Source organism: Marinomonas sp. S3726 (genome assembly GCF_000967665.1).
GTDB lineage: Bacteria > Pseudomonadota > Gammaproteobacteria > Pseudomonadales > Marinomonadaceae > Marinomonas.
This window is the reverse complement of the sequence record NZ_JXYC01000012.1, coordinates 1-23,927: the sequence shown is the minus strand read 5'-3', so window position 1 is coordinate 23,927 and position 23,927 is coordinate 1. Positions and strand designations below refer to the sequence as shown.

At 38.7% G+C, this 23,927-nt stretch carries 26 protein-coding genes; 7 read left to right on the top strand and 19 right to left on the bottom strand.

Features of this window, described 5'->3' with window-relative positions; translation table 11 throughout:
- The first annotated feature begins 249 nt into the window (after positions 1-249).
- A complete protein-coding gene (locus TW85_RS10785) occupies positions 250-1,776 on the top strand; it encodes an extracellular solute-binding protein (protein ID WP_084616239.1) in 1,527 nt (508 codons plus the stop codon).
- On the top strand, positions 1,769-3,469 hold the full coding sequence (locus tag TW85_RS25450) for a GGDEF domain-containing protein (RefSeq protein WP_052702098.1): 1,701 nt from the start codon (positions 1,769-1,771) through the stop codon (positions 3,467-3,469). Before TW85_RS10785 ends, TW85_RS25450 begins: the two co-directional genes overlap by 8 nt.
- Positions 3,470-3,529: 60 nt before the next feature.
- Here the strand turns inward: TW85_RS25450 and TW85_RS10775 are convergent, their stop codons facing one another.
- Positions 3,530-4,855 carry a HAMP domain-containing sensor histidine kinase gene (locus TW85_RS10775; protein WP_238326203.1) on the bottom strand — a complete coding sequence of 442 codons (1,326 nt, stop codon included), beginning with the start codon at positions 4,853-4,855 and terminating at the stop codon, positions 3,530-3,532.
- Between the two features lie 2 nt (positions 4,856-4,857).
- Positions 4,858-5,583, bottom strand: a complete 726-nt coding sequence (locus TW85_RS10770; RefSeq protein ID WP_046017130.1) for a response regulator transcription factor — start codon at positions 5,581-5,583, stop codon at positions 4,858-4,860.
- Between the two features lie 172 nt (positions 5,584-5,755).
- On the opposite strand from TW85_RS10770, the gene TW85_RS10765 reads away from it, so the two are divergent.
- Positions 5,756-6,193, top strand: a complete 438-nt coding sequence (locus TW85_RS10765; RefSeq protein ID WP_046017129.1) for a Spy/CpxP family protein refolding chaperone — start codon at positions 5,756-5,758, stop codon at positions 6,191-6,193.
- A gap of 98 nt (positions 6,194-6,291) precedes the next feature.
- Entirely contained in the window at positions 6,292-6,486 is a 195-nt protein-coding gene (locus TW85_RS10760; RefSeq protein ID WP_046017128.1) for a hypothetical protein, read from the top strand.
- A 118-nt stretch (positions 6,487-6,604) separates the two neighbouring features.
- Here TW85_RS10760 and TW85_RS10755 read toward each other — a convergent pair whose 3' ends face one another.
- From TW85_RS10755 to TW85_RS10720, 8 genes are all read right to left on the bottom strand, one after another.
- On the bottom strand, positions 6,605-8,002 hold the full coding sequence (locus TW85_RS10755) for a DUF945 family protein (RefSeq protein ID WP_046017127.1): 1,398 nt from the start codon (positions 8,000-8,002) through the stop codon (positions 6,605-6,607).
- Positions 8,003-8,096: 94 nt separating this feature from the next.
- A complete protein-coding gene (locus tag TW85_RS10750; RefSeq protein WP_046017126.1) occupies positions 8,097-8,714 on the bottom strand; it encodes an RraA family protein in 618 nt (205 codons plus the stop codon).
- A 259-nt stretch (positions 8,715-8,973) separates the two neighbouring features.
- Complete coding sequence (locus TW85_RS10745; protein ID WP_046017125.1) at positions 8,974-9,369, bottom strand: hypothetical protein; 396 nt, start codon at positions 9,367-9,369, stop codon at positions 8,974-8,976.
- A gap of 49 nt (positions 9,370-9,418) precedes the next feature.
- A complete protein-coding gene (locus TW85_RS10740) occupies positions 9,419-10,369 on the bottom strand; it encodes a hypothetical protein (protein WP_046017124.1) in 951 nt (316 codons plus the stop codon).
- 98 nt (positions 10,370-10,467) lie between these two features.
- Positions 10,468-11,037: a hypothetical protein gene (locus tag TW85_RS10735; protein WP_046017123.1), complete on the bottom strand. Its 570-nt coding sequence runs from the start codon at positions 11,035-11,037 to the stop codon at positions 10,468-10,470.
- A 350-nt stretch (positions 11,038-11,387) separates the two neighbouring features.
- A complete protein-coding gene (locus TW85_RS10730) occupies positions 11,388-12,146 on the bottom strand; it encodes a transporter substrate-binding domain-containing protein (RefSeq protein ID WP_046017122.1) in 759 nt (252 codons plus the stop codon).
- A 135-nt stretch (positions 12,147-12,281) separates the two neighbouring features.
- Positions 12,282-13,400, bottom strand: coding sequence for an aminotransferase (locus tag TW85_RS10725; protein ID WP_046017121.1), 1,119 nt, complete (start codon positions 13,398-13,400; stop codon positions 12,282-12,284).
- A 63-nt stretch (positions 13,401-13,463) separates the two neighbouring features.
- Positions 13,464-14,450 carry an ornithine cyclodeaminase family protein gene (locus tag TW85_RS10720; RefSeq protein WP_046017120.1) on the bottom strand — a complete coding sequence of 329 codons (987 nt, stop codon included), beginning with the start codon at positions 14,448-14,450 and terminating at the stop codon, positions 13,464-13,466.
- A gap of 313 nt (positions 14,451-14,763) precedes the next feature.
- Here TW85_RS10720 and TW85_RS10715 point away from each other — a divergent pair, with 313 nt between their 5' ends.
- On the top strand, positions 14,764-15,399 hold the full coding sequence (locus tag TW85_RS10715) for a PAS domain-containing protein (RefSeq protein ID WP_046017119.1): 636 nt from the start codon (positions 14,764-14,766) through the stop codon (positions 15,397-15,399).
- Positions 15,400-15,474: 75 nt separating this feature from the next.
- Here the strand turns inward: TW85_RS10715 and TW85_RS10710 are convergent, their stop codons facing one another.
- Together TW85_RS10710 and TW85_RS10705 are read right to left on the bottom strand one after the other, a co-directional pair.
- Entirely contained in the window at positions 15,475-15,804 is a 330-nt protein-coding gene (locus tag TW85_RS10710; RefSeq protein WP_046017118.1) for a gamma-glutamylcyclotransferase family protein, read from the bottom strand.
- Positions 15,805-16,418: 614 nt separating this feature from the next.
- Positions 16,419-16,793, bottom strand: a complete 375-nt coding sequence (locus TW85_RS10705) for a tautomerase family protein (protein WP_046017117.1) — start codon at positions 16,791-16,793, stop codon at positions 16,419-16,421.
- Between the two features lie 153 nt (positions 16,794-16,946).
- Between TW85_RS10705 and TW85_RS10700 the strand changes: the two genes are divergently transcribed.
- Positions 16,947-17,621, top strand: coding sequence for a pirin family protein (locus TW85_RS10700; RefSeq protein WP_046017116.1), 675 nt, complete (start codon positions 16,947-16,949; stop codon positions 17,619-17,621).
- 72 nt (positions 17,622-17,693) lie between these two features.
- Here TW85_RS10700 and TW85_RS10695 read toward each other — a convergent pair whose 3' ends face one another.
- Positions 17,694-18,782, bottom strand: a complete 1,089-nt coding sequence (locus TW85_RS10695; RefSeq protein WP_046017115.1) for an SPASM domain-containing protein — start codon at positions 18,780-18,782, stop codon at positions 17,694-17,696.
- Between the two features lie 301 nt (positions 18,783-19,083).
- Here TW85_RS10695 and TW85_RS10690 point away from each other — a divergent pair, with 301 nt between their 5' ends.
- Positions 19,084-19,884, top strand: a complete 801-nt coding sequence (locus TW85_RS10690; protein ID WP_046017114.1) for a transporter substrate-binding domain-containing protein — start codon at positions 19,084-19,086, stop codon at positions 19,882-19,884.
- A gap of 14 nt (positions 19,885-19,898) precedes the next feature.
- Here the strand turns inward: TW85_RS10690 and TW85_RS10685 are convergent, their stop codons facing one another.
- From TW85_RS10685 to TW85_RS25445, 6 genes are all read right to left on the bottom strand, one after another.
- Entirely contained in the window at positions 19,899-20,438 is a 540-nt protein-coding gene (locus tag TW85_RS10685) for a GNAT family N-acetyltransferase (RefSeq protein WP_046017113.1), read from the bottom strand.
- A gap of 78 nt (positions 20,439-20,516) precedes the next feature.
- A complete protein-coding gene (locus tag TW85_RS10680) occupies positions 20,517-21,608 on the bottom strand; it encodes a hypothetical protein (RefSeq protein WP_052702096.1) in 1,092 nt (363 codons plus the stop codon).
- A 59-nt stretch (positions 21,609-21,667) separates the two neighbouring features.
- The gene (locus TW85_RS10675) at positions 21,668-22,165 is read right to left on the bottom strand and encodes a hypothetical protein (RefSeq protein ID WP_046017112.1); all 498 of its coding nucleotides are present in this window, start codon (positions 22,163-22,165) and stop codon (positions 21,668-21,670) included.
- Positions 22,166-22,227: 62 nt separating this feature from the next.
- The gene (locus TW85_RS10670) at positions 22,228-23,034 is read right to left on the bottom strand and encodes a GNAT family N-acetyltransferase (RefSeq protein ID WP_046017111.1); all 807 of its coding nucleotides are present in this window, start codon (positions 23,032-23,034) and stop codon (positions 22,228-22,230) included.
- 144 nt (positions 23,035-23,178) lie between these two features.
- Positions 23,179-23,532 carry a hypothetical protein gene (locus TW85_RS10665; RefSeq protein ID WP_046017110.1) on the bottom strand — a complete coding sequence of 118 codons (354 nt, stop codon included), beginning with the start codon at positions 23,530-23,532 and terminating at the stop codon, positions 23,179-23,181.
- A gap of 46 nt (positions 23,533-23,578) precedes the next feature.
- Positions 23,579-23,927: hypothetical protein (locus TW85_RS25445; protein WP_272947164.1), on the bottom strand; the 349-nt coding region annotated here is incomplete at its 5' end.

Here is a 23,927-nt window from a genome sequence, read left to right as displayed (position 1 = left end):
GGCTTAACTGGCTCAACAAAAGGCTTAAGGAAAGGTTTTGTTTTATCGAATCAACTCAACTAAAACCGTCATTTTCAAGCCATCTAAAGTGATTAGGTTTCAAATTTTTACTAATTGGTAACAAATTTTGTAGACAGGAAACACTTACATAAAATAACATTGATGCGAGTATAAATTAATGAACTAAACTGAATAAACACCTAATCCATAACTCTCAGCCCGAGTAGGTTGATAAGATGCTGGCCTTTTATGATTACAAGGAATTTAGTTAGCATAGCGGGAACAATATTAAATAAAACCTTATTTAATCGTTATTTATTTAATATATGTTTGGCATATTGTGCTGTTTTCTATTCTAGCGCACAGGCAGAAGGCCATGGCTTGCACCCATTCAAACTCACTGACATTCCAGATATAAGCAACAAAAAATCGATAACCCTAGTTGCTGAAGATGGCTTTTGGACTGAACATCTCAAAAACGAACTACTGCCAAAATTTACCAAGCACACAGGGGTTTCTGTCAGACTGATTCCTATGTCCCTTGGGGACATGTATGAGACACAAACCAAATCACTAATGCATGGTAAAGGCAAATACGACCTGCTTACCATGGAAGCGGGCTGGTCTAAAGAGTGGGCAACCCGAGGTCTGACAACACCCTTGCACAGGCTTGCTTCAAAGTATGACAACTCAGGCCTACATGGCATTGATGAGCACCTCTCATCTTTTTACCCTAATCTATTACAAATACTCTCTTATAAGGGTCAATCACACTCTATTCCCTATAATAATTACACTATGGGTAACCATTACCGACAAGATTTATTTGAACACCCAGCAGAGCGTGCTGAATTTCAAAAAAGCTATGGTTATGCCCTATCGCCACCCAAAAGCTTAAATAACTTGATTGATGTTGCACGCTTTTTTACACGTTATAAAGGCGAGTTTTTAGCAGGAAAAATATTACAGCATGACTTTTACGGCCTAACCCTAATGTCAGGTAATAAGCCTCATATTAACGATGAGTTTTCCTCCCTATTATGGGGGTTAGGCGGAAGCTGGCTCACCCCTGAATATAATGACATGGGCGACATTGATCACTTTATAGTTAAAGCAAATAGTCAAACCGCCATAGAAGCAGCTAAGGCTTATTTAAACCTATTGGATTTTGCAGCGCCAGCCGATGAAAGCTCCGCTTATTTAGAATCAGCGCAAGCGCTCGCCAATGACAGAGTGGCCATGTGGCCCTTTGCCTATAACAATCTCTGGTCAATTTCGGCACAAGTAGAAGAGAATATTCCTGGCGCTAAAATAGGTATTAGCTCCTCACCGCTTGGCAAACCTTATACAGGCGCTTACGCCCTAGCCGTTGCCTATGATAGCCAAAATCCAGAAGCCGCCTATTGGTTACTTAAATACATCACGTCTTTTGAAGGCCAACTTGCCTATGCCAAAGGGGGCGGTAATCCATGCCGATTAGACGTCGCCCTTTTAGACGACTTTAACTCTGCTGAAATGTACCCTATCAGTGGTTCGTTTAGACAAAACCATAAAGACAATCTTGCTTGGAGTGATCAAGTCTTAAGCCTTGGGCACTTCACTAGTACTGCCATGGGTAAAATTTACCCAGAACTTATGAGAACCGCCTATTTAATTAGAAGCAAACAACTTACACCAAAAAATGCATTAAACCAGTTACAAGCTAAAATTTATGAATTGCAAAACTTACATGGTGAAATTGCCGCTTTTAATCAAGTAAGGATTGGGGATGACTAGCGTTAAACATTTAACCCTAAGAACAAAACTTATTTTAGCCTTTGGCTTGATTGCTAGCTTTTCAATCATCTCCTCTGGGGCTGCTGTCTATTTGTTTAAAGCCTATCAAGCCCAACTACTTAGCGTGTCACAAAGCCAAGGTGAGCCTCTAATAAGAAGCACAGACCACATAGAGAAACTAAGAACATTAAGCCTACAGCTTGAAAGGATTAAGAGTGCGGATGGATTATCCCAACGTATTATCGCCTTAGAAGAAATAGAGCTTCAATGGAGCAGGCTATTAACCGATTTGGAAGCAACTAAAGCGCTCAATCCTGATTTATCTGAAATCTATACCTACAAACCAGAATCAATTAAACAGCTGTTAACAGCCATCCCTATCATGTCTCGTATCATTGGCGAGCTTTATTACACCCAAGAGCAAAACGAGACTATCCATTACGATGTGCTAAAACGACAAGAGAGCATACTCGCCTTTTACAGGCTTGAGATCCACTCTACGCGACAGCAAATCGCCGTTATCATGCAGGCAGAGAATAGCCGAAAGCTCAACTTACTCACTGACATAGAACGCAGAATCAACAAACTCACAAGCCTGTTATTAGAAGGCTTATCAAGTAAACATAATCAAGAACTCTCCCGTCTTGCCCATAGGTCATTGATTGTCTTGAGAGAAATTGAACAACTTAACAATCTACTAGATCAAAATATCCAAACAGCCACCGCTGCTTGGATTATTCAAGTAAAACCCTACGTAGCAAGTGTTGACTCAGTTTTTCAACAAAGAAAAAGGCAAATCAGACTTAAACGCATTTTAAACAGCCACATAGACCAACACGTCCTTAAAATAAACAAACTCGATAAGATCACTCACGACAGTGTTAAATTTCTAAAAAGTGAGATAGTTACCAATGCTTCGCAAATCACCCAAGATATCGCCCTTGCGAGTAAGCTATTAATCGCCCTGGCTATCGTCTGTTTAATTAGCGTATTTTTAATCGTTTGGTTATTCGTCGGTCGACATATAATTCGCCCTTTCATTGAAACTAGTCGCTCTATGCAGTTATTAGCAAAAGGCGAGACCCAGATATCCATACCCAAAAGTAGAGAAAAGGAAGTTAAGAAAATGCTTACTTCCTTAAAGGTATTGCAGAGATATGTTGCTAAAGTTAATGATCTTGCAGAAAAAGACAGCCTAACTAACATCTTTAATCGCCGCCACTTTGACAAGATACTAAGCCAAAGCCTAAGTGACAAAGAGTCCAATACGAGCATTAGCTTACTCATGTGTGACTTGGACCATTTTAAGCCTTACAACGACTATTATGGCCACCAGCAAGGTGATAATTGCCTTAAGTTTTTTGCTCAAATATTAGAAAGATTAAGCGATAGTGTCTCGGATCACGCTTGTCGTTATGGCGGTGAAGAATTTGCCATCATAATCCTCAACAAACCAAGCCATTATGCCGAGTCATTGGCACAATTAATTTGTAACGAGACAAGCAAGGCGCTAATTCCACACAAGCAATCTAAATGTGCCGATGTGGTGACAGTCAGCGTGGGCGTTGCAACTATGCAAATAGATGAAATTAAAGATGTGAACCATCTCATCTCCATTGCCGATAAAGCCTTGTATCAAGCTAAAAACAATGGCAGAAACTGCGTGTTAATTAATGAGAAGCGCTGCAGTTAAGCCGCTACTTCTCCGTTTTACTACTAAACGTTAAAACGCTATCAACGCCCTTATATACGGCTACTCAGAGTAATCAAGCTGAATTAGAACGTTAGTTCCCTGCCCTAACTCACTCTCAATATCAAACTGACCAGCATGGGCCTGAACAATCAAATGGCATAAATAAAGCCCAAGACCATAACCCCCTGTTTTTCTCTGTCTAGCATCATCTACACGGTAGAATGCTTGAGTAAGATGCGGAATATGCTCAGACTCAATGCCCTCCCCCTTGTCTTGCACATTCACTTGAATTACACCATCTAGCTTATTCAAGCTCACGGTAACAAGGGATTTAGAGTGCTGTAAGGCATTCATAATCAAATTTCTAAACAGCAACCTGATTCTTGCTGGGTCCAAAGACATACTCTTTATGTCATGAGTCTCAAAAATGATTCTGTCATCAAAATTTAGGTTCAGCTCTAAAATGAGCTCATTCAATAACTCATCTAGCTGGACTTTTTCTAGATTCAGCACCTTATGGTTTGTATTTAAACGTTCTGACTCTAAGATCTCATTGATCAGGTTTTCCATTTCCTGAATGTCACGGCGCAGACTCAATTGCTGTGGATCATGATCAAGCAACTCAGTAGCCAACTTCATTCTCGTTAACGGGGTTCTTAGCTCATGGCTAATCGCTAGTAACATTTGTCGTTTAGCCTGCAGCATTTTATCAATCTGTTGGGCCATACTATTCATGACTTGCGTAAGACTACCTAGTTCATCATCTCGCTTTATTTCCACTTGATGCGTTAAATTACCTTTGGCATATTCCAAGCTCGCCGCTTGTAATGTCTTAATTGGCGCGAACAGACTTTTGGTTAAGCGATAGCTCAAATACAAAACAGCAGGAATGAGTAAAAACACTAGGATAGCGCTGATAGGCATATTAAAGTCGACAAACTCACGCCTTTTACTGATATAAATAAAGCGTTTATTGTCACCTTCTCCTGCTAGGATACGCACATAATAATTACCACGGGTTCTCGCGACACTGGCATTTTGCGTACTGCTTTCATCATATTTGAGCTCAATCAGCCTGGCCATATCATGCTTACTGCTTTTAGGCTCACTATGCCAAGTTTCATTTGGGCCAATAATGCTGATATTGAACATGAGATTCGTTGCAAGATCTTGCGCAACGTCATAGTCAGAAGGGGTTCCAATTCTACTTGCTAATAATTGGCCATAGTCGGCAAAAATATTTTCAAAACCTTCCCAATTATCCTTGTTCTCATTGGCGATGAAATGAACTCCTGTCACCATCAAAGAAAGTAGAATAAAACAGGTTGTTATAAAATTAATCAGCAGCCGCAACATTAAAGGCATACGATTAAGCCAATTAAGCACTATCATATCTCCTCACCCACAAAGCAATAACCCGCACCCCACACGGTTTTAATAAACTCAGTGCTTGTCTCATTGGTAGAAGATGAAGCATGTTTAAATTTTTGTCTTAAACGGCTAATAGCAATATCAACAGAACGAGAAAAGAGTTCGATCTCAACCCCTTTCAAGTGATTCAAAATATCATCCCGAGAAAATACTGTTTGTGGAGACTTGGCCATTAATAACAACAAGCGATATTCAGTCGTAGTTAGCTCTAAAGCCTTACCAAATAAGCACACCTGCTGTCGCTCAAGGTTAATACTCAAGCCTTTAAACTCAATTAAGCCTTCAGAACTTTTGCTGCCCTTGCTGGACTGTGAATCGGTTTGTTTAACCGCTCGACGAAGAATGGTTTGTAACCTAGCGACTAGCTCTCTTGGCTCAAAGGGTTTAGCAAGATAATCATCCGCACCAATCTCCAGTCCAATGACCCTATCCATTACATCACCGCGAGCCGTTAGCATAATAATAGGAATATCGCTCTGCTTGCGTATTTGTTTACACACCTCAAAGCCATCTTGTTCGGGCAGCATTACATCTAAAATGATGGCATCAGGCACGTCATTCTCAAGTGCCATATAGCCTTTAGACGGACAATCCGCACTAACAAGCTGCATGTCATAACGAGCAAGATATTGCTCAAGCAAATCGGCCAACGAGTCATCGTCATCGATTAAAAGGATCTTCACAGTTAACCACCTTAATACAGGGAATCCGCTCAGATTATAGGATTAGAAACCTAAGTGATACGTCAATTTGCACGAATGTTACAGATTGATACAACTGGATACTTCAGTGAAAAGTCTCAAAAAAATAAGTCGCTAATATAGTAACCAATCATATAAACCCAAGGAGAAAAGCATGAAACTCTTTAACAAAAAGCACTTAAAAAAACTGCTAGTAGGCTCACTGACTCTTTCTGTATTTCTTGGCTTAGCAGGCTGTAAACATTCCCCAGAAGAAAGAGCAGATAAGTTCGCAGATAGAGTAAGTGACAAGCTTGAATTAAACGAAGCTCAAGAAGCCCTTCTAATTGACCTTAAAAACAATGCATTAGAAGCAAGCCTTGCGCTGAAAGCTAACAAGCAAACTATGCATTCAGATTTTGAAGATTTAATTAGCCTTAACAGCATTGATCAAGAGCAAATGAATCAATTCGCCGATACTAATATCGAACTATTGCACGCCAGTATCAAGTCTGTTGTGCCTAGCTTTGTTGCCTTTCATGCGAGTTTAAATGAAGAGCAAAAACAACAAGTAATCGATTTCATTAGCAAGCATAAAAAAGACCGTGACTAACGCTAAATAAGCATGGTGCTAAAGACTTTAATCGTAACAAAGTGGAAAAACTGGCCCTATAGCATTTAGGGTTCAACTCACCTTTTTAGGAAGATGATATGAAAAGCATTAGACAGATTAATGATCAAATCAAGCAAGGATTAGAAGGCATAATTAGTCAGCAAAGGCAGCAGCATTTATATCATCAAACTAAATTACGAGAACAAGTTGTCTCTAAATACCTGCAGTTTAATGCCTGTTTATCAGAACAGGAAAGAAGGCAGATAAAGCAGTTTATTGAGCAAAATGCCTGACCTATGGTATCTGCCCGATTGATAAACGCGGCTCTTTCCACTTGTTATAAAAAAGGCCAATACAGAATTGCCTGTATTGGCCTTTTCAATTTATTTAGAACATCATGCTTAACAAAGATTAGAAAGGTAAAGGAACTTGGTTGTTATTTACCTTAAATACATTGTCTTTCAAGCTTAAACTTGCGCTATAACCCTCATTATCAAGCACAATTAAACCTTGCATATTAATTGTCTGTAACAACATAGGCACTTGAGATTCAGCCAATTGCTCTAACTGTGCTTGGCTCATCCCTTGAGTTTGTGGGTTCGATGCCAATTGCGACAACATAAACATCTTAGCCGCTAGCTCAACCACAGCCTTATCACCATAAATTTGACCATCTACCAACGAGTGAGATAACCAGAATTGAGGGTCATTCAAATCATTTGGTAAAGCCGTAATACCTTTTAAACTCGCATTAAGATGTGAGTTAAAAGAACCTTCAGGAATTGTTCCCTTCAAATGAGTAATATTAAACTCAGGCTCTGCAATCAATAATGGCAACAATCCTTCATTTAATATTTCCATCATTTCAATTGGCGTAGTATCCGCATTAAAGCTGGCTGTGTGCTTCATCATATCTTGATACTTAAGAAAGAAATCTTCACTTAAATGTTTCAACGCTAGACCAAGCTCAAGCTCAGATCCTTCAAAATCATTTGTTTTGATCGTGTCTATTCCGTAAACCATCTCCACATCTAACGCTCTCGATGCTTCATCAATCAGGGTTTTACTTGTAATGTAGGCATTATCAATATCTAACACTTCATTCTTATAATTATGACGGAATGCGGTCTTGGCTAATGCCATTTTGAATTCAGAGTTATAAAAGCCTGAGCTAAAAACATCTTCAAAAGAGCCTTCCATTTCCATATCAACGGATAAATCATTCGAATCAAATACACCAATATCACTTGATGCATTAAAGCTTTTAGCATTGCCTTGATAGTTAAATAACTCGTCTTTATAGCTACCTTGGCCTTGGTAGCCAGAGAAACTGAATTTAGTTGTAGAATCCTCATGAGACGTAAAAGCCACAATCTCATCTTGGTAAACACCATTTAATAAAAAGTCATTCTGGCCTTTTATCTGATAAAAAGGTTTGTCTTCTGGCCAGGCGACACCTTCTCTAAGCTCATCAGCAGCGACCTTCACTTGCCAATTTAATAAACCTAATGCGAAACCATCATCCGTCAAAATAGGGCCATGAGAAGTAGTCAGATCAAGGTCTGTAATGAGTAACTCGCCTTGGTAATCAGGACTAGTTGCAGAAATATCATAAGAAATAGACAGCTTACTTTGAGAACCAAACCAACCCATATTTTGCTCAAGAATTTCTAACTTGTAGCCAGGTATCTCATTGATTGCTGCAATAGATTCATTTAATTGCTCCTCTACTTTAGTACCCACAACTTTAGGAGTAATTAGAGCGCCTAGAATAACGACAGAGGCAGTAATAGGAATCGCTTTATACATATCATAAGTCCATATATTAGTAATCGCTGTACTTTACTTCAAACAATAATAATTATCAGTAACTAGCGAAAAATAAGCTAAAACCAAATATGCTTTATCCCGCTTGTTTAGCCTGTATTAATGCTTCTTTTATTTTTGCCTCATGGTTTTCACGCCATTTGACCAACCCCATTTGCGCTTCTTTATCAGCTTTTTCAAACGCCTTGTCATAGATAGCGCTCAAATTATTCTGAGCTAAGACAGCAATACCTTCTATATCAGCGACTATCATGTCACCTGTTTTCACCTTCACGCCACCACAAACAATCGGCTGAGCAGGCTCAGTATAAACAGACTTAGCACCCGGCACAGGGAATACGCCTCTGGCATAAACTGGAAACTGCATCTGGATAATCTCACCCAAGTCACGAATGACACCATCAATAATAAAGCCTTTAATACCACGCTCTTTGGCAACAGCACACACATTACCACCTGCCACAGCTGCAAGACCATCGACGCCATCCACCACGATAATGCTACCCTTCGGCGCTTCATATATCGCTGCATGTAACATCAAATTATCCCCAGAAGCTAACTGTACCGTATAAGCAGGCCCATAAATCGCTGGCATATTTGGCCAAAGCGGCTTGATTTTATAATCCATAAAATGCTCACGCCCCAACACACTGCCATAGTCAGTCACAGCTAATTGATTAAAGTTAATCTCCATATATACCCCTTTGAATTGATTAGCTTTTACTTGATAAATTAAGAGGATGTAGAATAAAGTATATAAGAAATGAAAGCCAAACAAGCGGCTTCATAAGGTAAAAATCCTAGACAAGGCTAGGATTTTATTTGGAACTTGGTGCTTTGATAGACCCGTTTTTAAACTGCCCTAACATGAGTTCATAACCAAGGCTCATTTCCAACTAGGTTAAAGTTGTTCAAGTTTTTAACAGCGCCAGATTGCTTGGTCTGTTCAATTTTTACTTAAATAATTCAAATTTTTCACCATCAAGCCATACAGCCTTTGGAAGATTATTGTTAATTAGGCATATATTATTTCCTACCTCAGTGTCAAATGGGAACATGATACAGCTATCTTCAATTGATATTGCCCATTCTGTAATCTCGTACATACCTAGCATTTGATGCTGAATATTCAAAATAATTAGTCTATTACTCGCTCGCTTCGCGCGTCCCCAAATTGAAGTGTAGTTATAGACAATATACTTATTTTTAAGCACTCCTAGTTTCGCAACTTCAACCTGCTCATCAAACTTTAGATATTCTGAGATACCTTGTGCATTCTTAACGTCTTCAAAATCACCAGCACTAGATAGCGGGGAAAAAAGCATAAAAAACAAAAGTAAGAGTTTCATATGAATCCTATAGATTTAGCGCGACCTCAACATTTAAAAGAAGCTAACTTTATTGTTTTTTTGGTACTTCCAACAGTTGATAGATCTCATCTCTTCTAACAATTTCTATCATATCTTTGGTTACAGCTGTTTGCTTTGCACCTTTAGCCAGTAAATAAGTAACAACCTCATAACTACTGCCTGTTATGGCATAATCAAGCGCATTCCCTCTATATTCTATCTTGTTTGGATTGGCTCCCTGCTGAATAGACTTTTTGATTGTGTCAAAATCATTATTTTGAGCAGCCAACCACAATTTTTCTTGCGGGGTTAAACCAAAATAATCAATTTTATTAATCTGCCCAGTTTGATCATGCTTACTTGGGGTTTTAAGCCCTAGTTCTATCTTTGTTGAATCGATCACTTTGTAAGGTGGGATGTGAAGATTAAAAATATCTAATTCACTGTAGCCTGTATTCTTTAACACCCTCCCTGATGAGTCATACTCTGTTCTCTTACATATATCATAAAAAACAGCATGCTTATGTGTTGGTTTAGGCGTTACATAAATAGCACAACTAGAGAAAGGTGAATGGCCCAAAACTATTATGTAGTCTTTCAACAGAGATCTATCATGCTTCAATTCATATTGTTCTTGCGTATCCGAAAGCACTTTTTTCCAAACAGAGTCTAAGGTAGAAGGGCGGTAATCTATTGCTTTTACCCAATTCTTATTGAGTGGATCAACAACGGCGTCACCATAATGGTTAGAAAGGTATCTTAAATCCTTGGCTGTTCGTCTATATATAAGAACATTTCTTCCTAATGCTTTTACCTCTAATGTCTCACCAGGCTCAATATCCTTTAAATCTATCGTGACGGTTTGATTGATATTTTTTAGCTCTTCCTCAAAATAGGATTCTGGAAAATTATCCGCTTTGGCAAGAGATGAGATAAAAAAACAAAAATGAAAGTTATTTGGACAATTTTCAAGATTTACTCCATTACGTATATAAGACATGGTTTTCACTTTCATCTATGCTTTGTAAGATGATTTCAACCAGTTAAAGCTATTAAAGTTTTGTGCAAGTTAATCTAAATTGAGTTTCTGCGTATCTACTAAACACAGTTTACATTAGTAGATAAAACTTCTTTCCAAGCCAGACCTGAATCAAATTGTTCAATCAGCCCATCCCTTGTTCCTCGATCAGTAAATGCTCTAATACCATGTTGAACCATATAATTTGGATAATATACTGGTGCCCCCAAATTCATAAGGCTTCCGCAGATTTCAGTATTATCAGATATGATTCTAGAAAGCTCTGTTTGCAGCTTTTCCATAACATCCTGTGATTGAGATGAAAATACGTTCATACGTAAAACTAAGATTGCTTGGTGTGCAGTGTTATCTAAAACACGCTTAGCATCAAAAAGACCATAAGACATACCTGCAAAATATAACTCCGCAGCATTCTTGTAATCATGATTGATCAAGCAAGTATTTAAGCCTGTAAATATATCAACTGGATTTTGTTGATTAGTGAGTTCATTTACCTTAATACATCCAACTGGATTTGGAGACTCTAAATTACCCTTAGCTTCATAATTTGTAACGTTAGCTTGTACCGATGTGTTGTAAACAGCCAGCAAAATTGAAACGACTATACTTAGTATTATTTTTGTCTTCATATTATAAAATTCCCTTTTAAGCCATACTTACAAGTACATAAACGCTGCATTTAATTAAAAAAGATTGAAAAGGAAAGCACTTTTCACCTATTAATGTCTTTCTAGTTAAACCTGCCTGCACGATATTTCATTTCCAGCTTTACTTACCATGCAAGTTTATTTTCAAATAACCCTTTTAACTAATTGATTCTAATTATTTAAAACTTTAACACTACAACGAAGCGAACTCATTTTAGCTACTTTCCAAACAAAAAAATCCCAGACTAGGCTGGGATAAAATCATTAAACTTAAAAAACCTTACTCTTTAAACTGACAGCACCAATTTATGGCTTCAGCTTAAAGCTTCAACCTAGTAAATTGAAAATGGGAAATATTTAGCGTTGATCTTGGCGTAAGTGCCATCTTCAACGATTTGCTCGATTGCCTTATTGAAACCTTCTCTCAGTTCATCATTACCTTTACGAACAACGATGGCGATCTTGTCATCTTTTGCAAAGGCTTCACCTTTAAACTCAAAGTCTTGCCCACTTTCTGATTTTAACCAGTCATAGGTCGGTAACTCATCAGACAAGGCGCCATCTAAACGCCCCGCTTGTAAGTCTAAATAAACATTATCGTTATTGCCGTAAAGCTTGATATCAACCACATCAGACAAATAATCTTCTAAGTATTTAGCGGCGATGGTCGACCTTTGTGCGCCAATGGTTTTGCCTTTAAGGGCACTTCTTGCGGTATCAAAGTCTTTGTTTTTTGCAGCCATAAAACGCAGGCCGCCAGAATAGATAGGATAAGTGAAGTCTACTTGCTTCATACGCTCTTCAGTGATCGAAATACTGGCTGAGATAGCATCGTACTTTTTCACTTTTAAGCCAGGAATCAGACCATCAAAGTCTAATGTGACTATGTCACACTCTTTATTCATTTTGACACAAAGGGCTTTAGCGATATCCACATCAAATCCTTGTGGTTCACCATTCGCATCAATAAAGTTAAAAGGTGCCCATGCCCCTTCTGTTGCTATGGTAATTTTATCTGCCGCCTGTGCCACGCTGCCAAGGGAGGCGATAGAAACTGACAAAGCAAGCATGAGTGTTTTAGTTATTTTCATGGTTTTATCCTATCGTTTTGGTTGATTTTGACCGAGCGAAACCCGCCCCACAGCAGGTTAGGCTCAGTATCTTTTATTAGTAGTTATTAATTGAAATAAATAATTGTGATAAATAGCCGTGATTAATGACTTTCGTTAGATGTCTTTCAAAAAATCACTAACCAGTTTTAAGCCCACTTTCATCACATCAGGATTATTAGCAAAACCAATACGGACATAACCTTCCATATCCATAGCACTGCCAGGAGTAAACATAACGCCTTTGGCTTTTAGTAGGGAGACACAAAAATCCCTAGAATTCATGTCGGTATCAAACTTGAGCAAGGTAGTCGTACCAGACTTTGGCTTGATGTAACTCACCTTGTCTTCCTCTTGAACCCAAGCATCTAGAAGCGCTAGGTTCTCGCGAGTCATTTGCTTACTTCTGTTAAGAATGGCGTCGCGATTCTCAAGCGCCATGCAAGCAAGATAGTCGTTAATCATGCCAACACTTATGGTGTTGTAATCACGGTGAATTGCCACCTGATGTATCACTTCTTCTGGTGCTACTATCCAACCCAAACGTAATCCAGCGAGAGAGAAAGCCTTAGACATACTGCTAGTGCTGATACCTTTTTCATAAAGATCGGCTATAGACGCGGTTGTGCCCTCGCCTTCTTGATCTATCCCGCGATATACCTCGTCACACAAAACATAAGCGCCGCAAGTACAGGCGATTTCAACGATTTTCGTTAGAAAGTCAGCATCCATTAAGGAACCAGTTGGGTTGTTGGGGTTATTCAGTACGATTAACTTGGTGTTCTCATTCACCAAGCTTTTTAGTTCTTCTAAGTCTGGTAAAAACGCATTGTCTTCACGCAGTTTTAGAATTTGAACATCAGCCCCATAGCTTTCAGGAATAGAATAATGCTGCTGGTAAGTAGGTAATACAGAGATGATTCTATCACCTGGGCTAACGAGTGTTTCGTGTATCAATGCATTCGCACCAATCGCACCGTGAGTCACTATGGTGTTTTGACGTGACTGCTTAGCATATAAAGACGCAATGTTATCCCTAAGGCGATCAGAACCTTCGATAGCGCCATAAGTAAGTTTCATGGCTAACATATCATCGGCAAAACTGTCTTTTTTTCCTGCCATGGTCACTAGTTGGTCTAATGTTAGAGACTCAACACAGGTTTCTGCTAGGTTATAGTCACAGTTATTTTCGTACTCATTCATCCATATTTCGACGCCAAACTCTCTGATTTTCATCTACTGTCCTCTTTACCTAAGGTAATAAGTGTTTGTTATTGTGATTTTTAGGTTAAAAATTAATTAAACTCGGCTGCTTTCTAATTGGGTCCAGATACCATACGCCATAGCGATGTCTTCGAGCCCTAGGCCAATCGACCTAAAGAAAACAGGCTTTTGATAGCTAGGCTTTTCAACATCTTGGTTAACCAAGTCGGCAAGATCCCCCTTTACCTCTGCACTTGTCCAATTAGCTTGCTCACTCGCTAGTTTCATTTCACCGGCACTTGCTGGTGTGGTGGCTTTATAATCACAATAGACATCCATCTGGCTTAATGCACTTGGCGCAATCTCATGGGCATTAGCCACATTGGTACTAATAGAAGTGATCAGCACATCTTGTTTTGTCAGGTCTTGCATCTCAATTACAGGCGTTCCTGATGAGGTGCAAAGCATAATCACATCAGCATCTTGTATGCACGCGCTACTCGTTGAACTTATCTGGACTCTTTTGTCTATCGTCATCAGTCTGTCTTGAAGGCTTGCATCTTCATTTAAGCTTGGTGAGTAAACCGAAATACTCTGCCACTGCCTTAAGTTTAAGACATGTTTTAAATGGGCTTGAGCAACACTGCCACTGCCAATAATGGCCAGGTGTTTTGATTCTTTCTTAGCCAGCTGATCAACAGCCAAAGCGGTGGTACCAGCGGTACGCTCTAGGGTCAGTAAGCCTGAGTCACAACATAACAAAGGCTTGCCAGTGCGTGATGACATAAGCGTTGTCCAAGCGGTAATGATTGGTTTATCTGAGGTGACAAGATATGGCGATAACTTGGCTCCAAATACATCCGCACCTGCAACAGCGCCCTGATAGGTGATGAAATCCCCTTTATCATCCGGCAAGAGTGTTAAAGATTGCGCGGGTTGTACTGCCTTATCTTGTGCGAGCGCTAAAAATAAATCACGCAAACATGCCGTAACATCAAGCCTATTTAAATAAGGTTTTAGCTCTGTTTCCGTTAAAAAAACCGGGGCAACATCATGATTAAACGCAGAAAGATTTGCTGACATAAAAGACCTCTTAACCCATATGTAAAAAGCTATTTGATATACAATAAAGTCCACTGTAGACTTTTAAGTATTCTTCGTCAATCCTGTTTTTCTAACTATCTCAAGATTGATTAGCGTTAACAGGTTTGAGTTTTGGCAAAATCTGCATACTTTCTTAAACAAGAGAATCTTAAAAATCGATTAATAAGCGCTACAGGAAGTACCTAGTTAAACAATGAAGAAGACAAGCAATAACAATTGCTTAAGATGAGAAGGCTTTACACTAGAAAGCGACAATCGGTATGATTGTGAGGTAATTTAAAAAAGAGTTTTTATGATTAAAAATCAAGACAGTGACAACATTCTAATTCAACGATACGGCAACCTTGCAGATGGCATAGTGCTTCTTTTTTCTGGTTATGTAGAAGTCGTTATCCATGATTTACGTACACAAACCGTGGTTTATATCGCCAATAATATTTCCAAACGAAATCTTGGAGATGACGCAGCGTTAGACGAAGTCGAATTTGATGAGAGCGAGAATGTCATTGGGCCTTATGAAAAGCTAAATTGGGATGGCGTCAATATCCGTTCCACCAGCATAGTTTTAAGAGATGATGATAATCAGCAAATCGGCATGCTTTGTATCAATATGAATATTGCCAGCTTTGAAGCAGCGAAAACCTTATTGGATACTTTTTTGTCTGGCGCTCAATTAGTACCCCAACCAGATAAGCTTTTTCACGATGATTGGCAAGAAAGAATCAATTCCTTTATCCATCACTGGTTAAACGAAAATAGATTGAATATGAATAGCCTAAGCCATAAACATAAACGAGCCTTAGTAGAAGCCCTGTACGAGGAAGGCGCATTCGAGGGGAAAAGCACACAGAACTATGTTGCTAGTGTGCTCAATATGGGCCGTGCTACCGTATTTAAATACTTAAGAGAAATTAAGCAGGGTAAATAAAGTAAGAATTTACCTCCACTCCCCTGACACACTTGATCAGGGGTGAAATAAGACTAAGCGCGTTAGCCAAGAAGGCTAAACTAAGAAAACATCCGTATCAGCCCAAACATAGACCCAAGCTCTTTGACCAGATATCACATCTTCTTTAACACGGATACAATCATCAACAACCGAATAATCATCCGCCTTACACAACTCTGAAGGAGAAACTTCAAACAACATGCCTTCAACAACGTCTGTTTCATCACCTGTATAGGTCAAACTTGCCTGCTGTAACCTAGCTTCGGTAGAGTTTGTTAGCAAATAGCCAACGAGCTTATCTTTTGTTCCTGTTAACGCTCTACCAAAGGTGGCAACTTGTACTGAATCCTTTTGTAACGTGCCATATGAAAATATTTTTTCCATGACTCACCTAATTTATTTTGGATTATATGAAAATATTTTAACATAAAGATACATAACAAATTAGGCAGCCGAGTCCAAATCCACAGAAAATACACTTTTTTTACTCACATAAAATCCTAATGGAATAAAAAATTCAGTTTTCTTTAAGGTTTGTCAGGCTAGCGCCTATAAAGTCAAAGCTAAGTATCAATTTGCCATATTTTCGCTTTCTTTTATGACAGTCACTATGTGATTTGGTTGCTTATAGGTAAATATATTTATTTTGTTACTCTTCCCTAAAGCAAGATTCCAATACAACGTATGCAGCAAGCTTTTCTGTCACGTTCAAAACTGAATGAGATTCTGCATCAAAGTTCATATCTTTTTTAGATTTTTAGAAACTCAAAACAAAAAACCTGACAACTCAATGCGATTAATCATAAAAGCATCCAAAAAATAAAAAATATGACATATATTGAAACGAAAAAGATCAATTAGCTTGCTTCAAAGCTGAATTAATAGAATAAAAAAGCCACGCTAAATAAATGATTTAGGGTGGCTTTTTGTGAAGTAGTAACATCAAACAAACAGTTTTATTAAGTATTGCCTAACAACTCTATTATTGAGCTTGATGATTAAATAAGGTCACAGGCAGCTTGCCCGCCTCTTATGCCCCAATTTTCATACTGTACTTCACGTAGCAGTATTTCGACATGATTTTTGGGAATGCCAAGCACGTCTAAATTAGTCACTATGTTTTGATAAAGTTCCCGCTTCATTTCAATACTGCGGCCAACAAAGGTATCTATGCTGATATGCGTATGTAGCTCACCTTGGTCTAAATCAGGGTCAGGCTGATATCTATGAGGTTCGTGCACAATTAAACGTATGGTGCTATCAGAAGGCGAGATATTAAAAGCTGATTCCATAGCCTGATAAACCGCTTTTATAATCTCACTTTCTAAAGCTTGACCATGATTTTTTCTCACCTCAATCACCACGCTTGGCATAGTTTATCCCTCTCTTAGCGGCGCTATCTTCTTTCAGCATATTAGTTATCAATAAAGCAACAATATGTTCTAAGTAACGATATATATCCAGCAATTAACAACAACTATAGTTTGCTTATCGATTTAAACATTTAACCGTATGGGAAGATCAATATGCAAATTCTAAAGTACGATGATTTACCTCAAGGTGGCTTTGCAGGCTTATTAGAGCGCCAATTTGTTACCGATCAAAAAGTATTTGGGCCACGTAAGCACCCTGCTGCGTTTAATGGTTTGGAGAACTTTGTTTACCTTGCTGATGCTAACTTTCAACCTAATGGCACAACAGGCATGCATGGCCATAAAGAAATAGACGTTATTTCTGTTATGGTCGATGGCAACATTAGCCACGCGGGTTCACTAGAACATGGTCAGAGTTTAAGTGCAGGCATGTCGCAGGTACAAAGAGCGGGAGCCGAAGGTTTTCGTCATGATGAGATAAACCCTGACACTACTCCTAACCATATGATTCAACTCTGGGTTCTACCTGATGAAGCAGGTGAACCAGCAGGCTATCAAGTGTTTGAACCTGTGATAGGTAAAAGAGTGCAAATATATGGTGGCGATAAATCACAAAAAGAGCGCTTTTATAGCCGAACGGCTATCGATGTTGCAAACCTTGAAGCGGGTCAAAGCTTGAAGCAAACGGGAGAGGCCATGGTGTTTCTTAGTAAAGGAAGCGGCGTAATCAATGGCCAAACCATTCAAGCAAGAACACTTGTTCGTGATGCTAGTATTCACTTTGTCGCTAATGCAGATTCGCAGGTAATCATCATTTACCCAGCCTAAGCTAGGTAAATGAATAAGGCATTTAACTGAACAACCTGAAAATGAAGTTAAGCTTAATAAACCAGTGGCACACTAAACCTCTAAGAAACGAGAAGCCAGATAAGCTTCTCTTTCTATCAGCTGAGTCTCTGCAGGCTCCTCTTCAATCTGCACTTTGCCAAACTTATTAGAAAGCGCACCCACTAGGCGATCTGAGCTTTTTTGGTAAAAGTCGCACACCTGACATTTTTCTAACTGAGCGTAATCGCCAATGGCAGTTTTGTTTCGCATATTGGCGTAACTATCACTCATTAAAATATCACTGATTGGCGTATCTAAAAGGGAGCCGTGCATCCAGGTGTCTGCCCCTTCTTCCATATGATGTACATTGCAACACATCTTCAAATTACCCTTATAATCTATTGATAAGGTGCGTCTTGGTAAGGAACAAATTCCTTGTCTGCTTACTTGTTTATCTGAGGCGATAATCCCCCCTCGATTACTCAATTTTTGAGTTGATAAGAAAAGTACCCGCACTAGTACTTCTTCCCCTTGGTACTCAGTGTAATGGGAGAACTCAAGACGATTTTTAATCCTATTCTGATAGCGCTTAAAAGCACATCTCTCTATACCTAAACGATCAAACACCTTTGATTTATCTGGGTTTGCATCATAAATAGAAATGCGAATATGCCGAATCCCTACCCCGTAGAACTGCTCAAGAGAATAAAAGCCTTGTTTCTGGCTATGTATCATATCTCCATTGGTAAATAAGGTGAGTTTCGCCTTAGGAAAAGCCCTTCCAGCAAGGCGATATTTATCCAGTATGCTTCTATCTTTTAAAGGCTCATTGTATTCATGTAGGCTCAAAGAAAAGGCCTTATGTTTAAAGGCGGAAAGGTTAGACAGTATGCGAGAAAAGTGGCTATCAGTCACACTACTTGCCGTTAGCTTATCTGCAATGTCACTCGTTCCTACAGGGCAAGAAACACACTTACGGTTACAGACATTGGTTGTGCCAATCTCTATACAATCGACATCGTTAAGTACCCTCTCTATCTGAGACTGATAAGAAATGGGGTTGAGTCGGATTTTGGTTTCAGTTGGCTTGAAAAACCTTGATGCTGTTTGTGGCTTTAAAAGTTTGAGAGTTTTTACGGGAGTATCTACAAGCGGGCTCATAATAACATCCTTGAAAAAATTCAATTAATCTTCCGTTGAAAGACGTATTTATGCCGAGCTTAAAAAAGGCGTACTAAGCACAACATAAAACGCTTACACCTAATAACAATTGAGTGCGCCTTCAGTATAGAAGAAGAATATTGAATTGGAGTTCAAGGTCTTTTAAACATAAAAGTGTCTAACTGATAAAGCATAAAAGCTTAGCAATGAAGCTAGTTAAAGCAGTGATCTTTGTAATTTTGGAATAAAAAAACGGCGCTAGTCTACACTTAATCATGAACATACATATGACGAAAAACTCATGATAAAACATCTCTTATTTATTTTTCTTTTAGGTACAATCAGCTTACCCAACTTTGCTTCCACCACATTAAAGCTTGTTTCTTTAGAGTACCCTCCCTATATCGAGGTAGTTGATAATCAAGTCACTGGCATTGCAGTAACTCTCATAGAAGAGGTATTTCAGTCAATAAACCAGCCTATTAGCATAGAGGTTTTACCTTGGGCGAGAGCAATAGCTTACGTTAAAAAAGGAAGAGCAGATGCCATTTTTACGGCGTTTAAGACCAAGGAGAGAGAAGTTTTTTTAGACTACAACCAAGGAGTATTATTTGACCAAAAAATAAGACTTGTTGTTCATAGTGATTATGCCAATTCATTAAGTAAAGTGGCTCAAACATCGCCAGATTATTCACCTTATCGGCTTTGTATTGTAAACAAGGTGAGTTATGGCCCCCTCATAGATGAAGCCATTGAGAACCGTGAATTTAAACAGGTTCAGAGAACAATGAGTTCAGGATCTTGCGCCAAAATGCTAGAGGCTAAACGTATTAATATCTGGGTAAGTAATGAATTTGGTGCAAAAAATGATATCGCAAAATTAGGCTTTAACGAGTCACTCAGTCTACTCTCTCCTCCCATTCAAGTAACACCAAGTTATATTGCCTTTTCAAAAAAGAAAGACCACACACTATTAATTAAAGAGTTTGATAGAGTTTTAAAACAATTTAAAGACAATGGCCGCTATCAAGAAATTGTCGATAGTTATTTTTTGAAAGTCCGGACTAAAGCAAACTCAACAGCTGATCTGATACAAAACTGATTTAATAAGCCCACCTAGGCATCTGCCCGAAGCAAGTTTGTCGCAAAAGCTGCATAAACTTCTCGAGGGCCACGTGTCTGTGTCTCGATCGTTTTGAAATGAGACATGCCTATCTTTTTTAGCACTGCCACAGAGGCTAAATTTTTAGGTGCGACAAATGCGAGCATACGTTCATAACCAAGCGTGTCTAGTCCATAAGCAATTTGCGCCTTGCCTATCTCAGTTGCATAGCCCTTACCCCAAGAATCTTTAGCAAATACAAACCCTATTTCGTAATCCTCTTCGCCAAAGACAGAACTGGCGATTAATCCACCAAAGCCAATTGTGGCGCCCGTACTTTTTTCGATTATGACCCCTGCTTTTTTACCCGATGCTTCTAAATCAAAATCTTTTAAGAAGAAAGCCATGGCTTCTTCACGAGAAAGTACCTTAGCTTCAAAAGCATGTTGCATTACATCTGGGTCAGAAAAAGCCATTTGAAAGAGAGGTTCAAAATCTGACTCTGTGACAGATCTTAAAATAAGACGCTCTGTGGTAAGAATATTCGTTGTCATAAATGCCTATTTAACCAGTGAAAGTTCATTATTCTATTCAATTAGTTAACTATATAGGCATTCATATACCATTGATACTTAGTTTTCTATAGATGCGAACACTCGCACATAGTAGTCAGAGATGAGGCTAATAGCCGCTTTTTCTTGAGGAAAACTGAGATACAAAAAAGCCAATGCATCAGCAAGAGTCACCTGATGCAAATTATGACATTGCTTAAAAATCAGATGCTTAAGGTTTAGTTCAAAGACTTCTTGGTTTTCGCTACTTTGGCTCATAGCAAAGAGCCTCTTATCCAATTCATCTTCTGGGTCATCTAACGGGTTAGTTGCTTGCTGATAAAGGTTTTTGGTCAATCCCACCAGCTGAGGCTCATTAAACTCAGCTTTAGATCGCATGATCCAAGCCAGTGTAATCAGGTTATGGCCAAAAAAGCTAGGCTGTTCTAAACACGCATTTATCAAGACTTTAAAAGCAATGGGCCTTTCAGCTTCCAGCTCAATCTCTTGTTTTACTGAACCTATTTTTTGGCGTTTACCAGCGAAACTTGATGTCACAAATTCCGTAAACCTATCCAAAAAGGGTTCGATCTGAGTAGCATCAAGTTGTGGGTAAAGTCGGTTAAATGCAAGTAAAATGGTCACATTGTGAGACAAGTATTCATTATGGCTTGCGGCCACTGATAGGTAATGAGCAAAGATAACTGCAAAACCTTTACTCTGATACCATTGTGACATCGCCTGATAAGCGGCTGGATAAATACCTAGATCTAGTACTTTAAAAATACGAAATTCTGAGAATTCAGGCGCACTCACTAGAGAAGCAAACTGACCTTTTACTTGTATTTCACTTTCTGCAATTAAGTCTGATGTCTGCTGCCAAATATCTGGTTTTTCAATAGGCTCTTGTTTAAGTCTTTTTTCTCGCCCTTTCTGTGCAATAGTGGAATTTTTTTCCGGAGAAAGAGCGGAAGACGTTTGAAAAAAATCAGCTAAACTCTGTGCTGCCAAAAAAGTTTTTACCCCATGCGGCTGATGGATACTGGCACAGGCATATAAAGCCATATTTAATAGGCTCTGTTCTGATTTGGGTTCGGTCAGGTTTTTTTCCATTTTTGTATCGGGATGTGTGGCGCTAGTTTCTTCAAACAATTTAGCATTAATGGTGGTCATAAGGTTTAACTTTCCTTGTGATTAAATTTCGTCCATGCACTTCTTTTTGGGATGAACCTTTATTTCGTCTTTAATGGCAAGATATGCAGACCTGATATTTTAATAATATCCAGTAAGGGACTAACTGAATCATGGCATTCAAAGTACAATATGTGAGTATCATCATCACCTTGTACGTAGATTGCTTTAAATTTTGGAAAGACTAATTGCACAAAAGGTTGTGTTTGCTGAATTTTGAGTCGATTAACTAATAAATCAGAATTCCTAGGTTCTTTAAATAAAACACGACCTAGCGAACGATGTTTAGCCATATATAAATCTGGGACTAAAGCAATATGCTGATAAAAGGTAAGCCATTGAGCATCAATTGAGTTCTGCTCTTCAACTTTTCGATGGTTAAATAAACAAATAAATTCATCACGATCTAACCAATGATCAAAAACTGAAATAGCCAAACAATGCCAACCTTCTAACCTTCCATCATCTGTTTCTAAAACCGAGTATTGACTAATTAGCTCTAGCTGCTTCTTTTTAGAAACGCCACGAAATGTACGCATACTTACCTTCTATAGCTTAACCTGATTAATTTAAGCACTATAAATAATTTTAAAGTTACTACTCAAATACGATTTAACCCTATACTGGCTGGTGTATATAAATAAGACCTAGATTCTGCAATACACTCAAACCCATGTTTAGCGACAATTGGCTGGCTCATTTTAGAAGCATGAATACTCAAATACTTAAGCCCTTGGGTTTTAGCATCTTGAATACGTTTAGAGAGTAAAGCTGAGTAGAAACCTCTACCTCGATACTGTACCAAAGTATTACCAGCCCAAATACTGCCAAAAGGACTGTCTGGATGGCACATTAACCAGGCAGATGAAACGGGCTGATTATCTTTATAAATGACATAAATAAGTATTTGTTCTGGCGATTCTTCTTTAAGTCGCAACAAATGGGACTCTTGAGTAATACAGTCGCCACCCCAAACCTTCTTTTGAACCGAAATAGCATCTTTAATGCCTTCTTTATCATAAACTTCAACACAAATATCTTCAGGCTTTTCCATAAGCTCACTCGTATCATTGAGCGCTACATCATCAAGGTCCAGCACCATCAAAGCGGTACTCTCTTCCGCTACAAAACCTTGTCGAATAAGGTTTTCACCCAATGAGCTAGGTGCGTCCGTACTGAGAGTGTGCCATTTAAAGGGTACATTAAGTTGCTGATAAAACTTGATTTCAGCTTTTATTCTATCCTCTAATGCTTCGACCTGAATATCAGAGTAAGAGATACAGCTTCCTAAATCATAAGCTGAAACAAACTTCACTAAATCAGGGGTTTCCAGCTTTTGACAACCCGCTAAGGTAAGCTTAATTCTTTCATACTGGTTATACGCCTTTAGAAGTTTGTTAGTACTCAATGAGGTTTCCTTGAAAATGATCCAATTACTGAGAACAAGCACGTCTTATAAGTGCTTTTTTACAACTGTTTGTTAGATAAAAGCATTTTATACAAGAAGCATGAAAGAAGCTCAAACAAAGCATCAGTATTGGAGAGAAACACTTTAATTTGGACAGACCTCCTTTCTTAAAGCCATATACTCTTTGTGCTTCTCGATATCTTTCGAACATTGTAAAGCACCTTGTTGAAAGCCATGTTTATAGCATCCGCTTAGTAAGGCTACTGCGCCACAATACTTCTTTCTAGAAGATTCAAGCAAACAAGCCCACGCATCTGTTTTTTCACCTTTGCTTAAACTAATGGACTCTGCTGTTGAGAGTCCATTGGCTCTCATTCCCGTCTCGCGAAAAGAGAGATCGAAGAAGCGTCCATACTCAATAGAACCATCAGGTGAAGAAACACTACAGCTACCTACATCTGTATTGATTAGCAATGTCATTGCAAATATCAAATTCATTTTATGCCTAATTCGTTTTTACGATAAATATTTCGCGGTTTTAACGTCAACTTAAATTCAGCGCCATCACAGTCGCTGTGTCAGGACAAAGTGAAGAAAACTGATCGGTATTTTGAATAGCCAAAGGCACTTCGTTTCTTATTACTGGTGAGAAACCTAAAACTTTAAAGTAGTCTTCTGCGCTATTAGTAAGTAAATATAAGCTAGAAACACCTTGCTGTTGTGCACTAGCTTGAAGATGTAGAAAAATCGCTTTAGCTAGGGAACCTGCGATTAAGTCACCTCTTCTCAGTCTTTTCAGAAAAAGTATCACACAAGGCGTTACTTTGACGTAATGTAGGTACCTTTCGAGAAGTGACAACACAGGGTGATACTTTTTTCTGAAAGACCCGAAG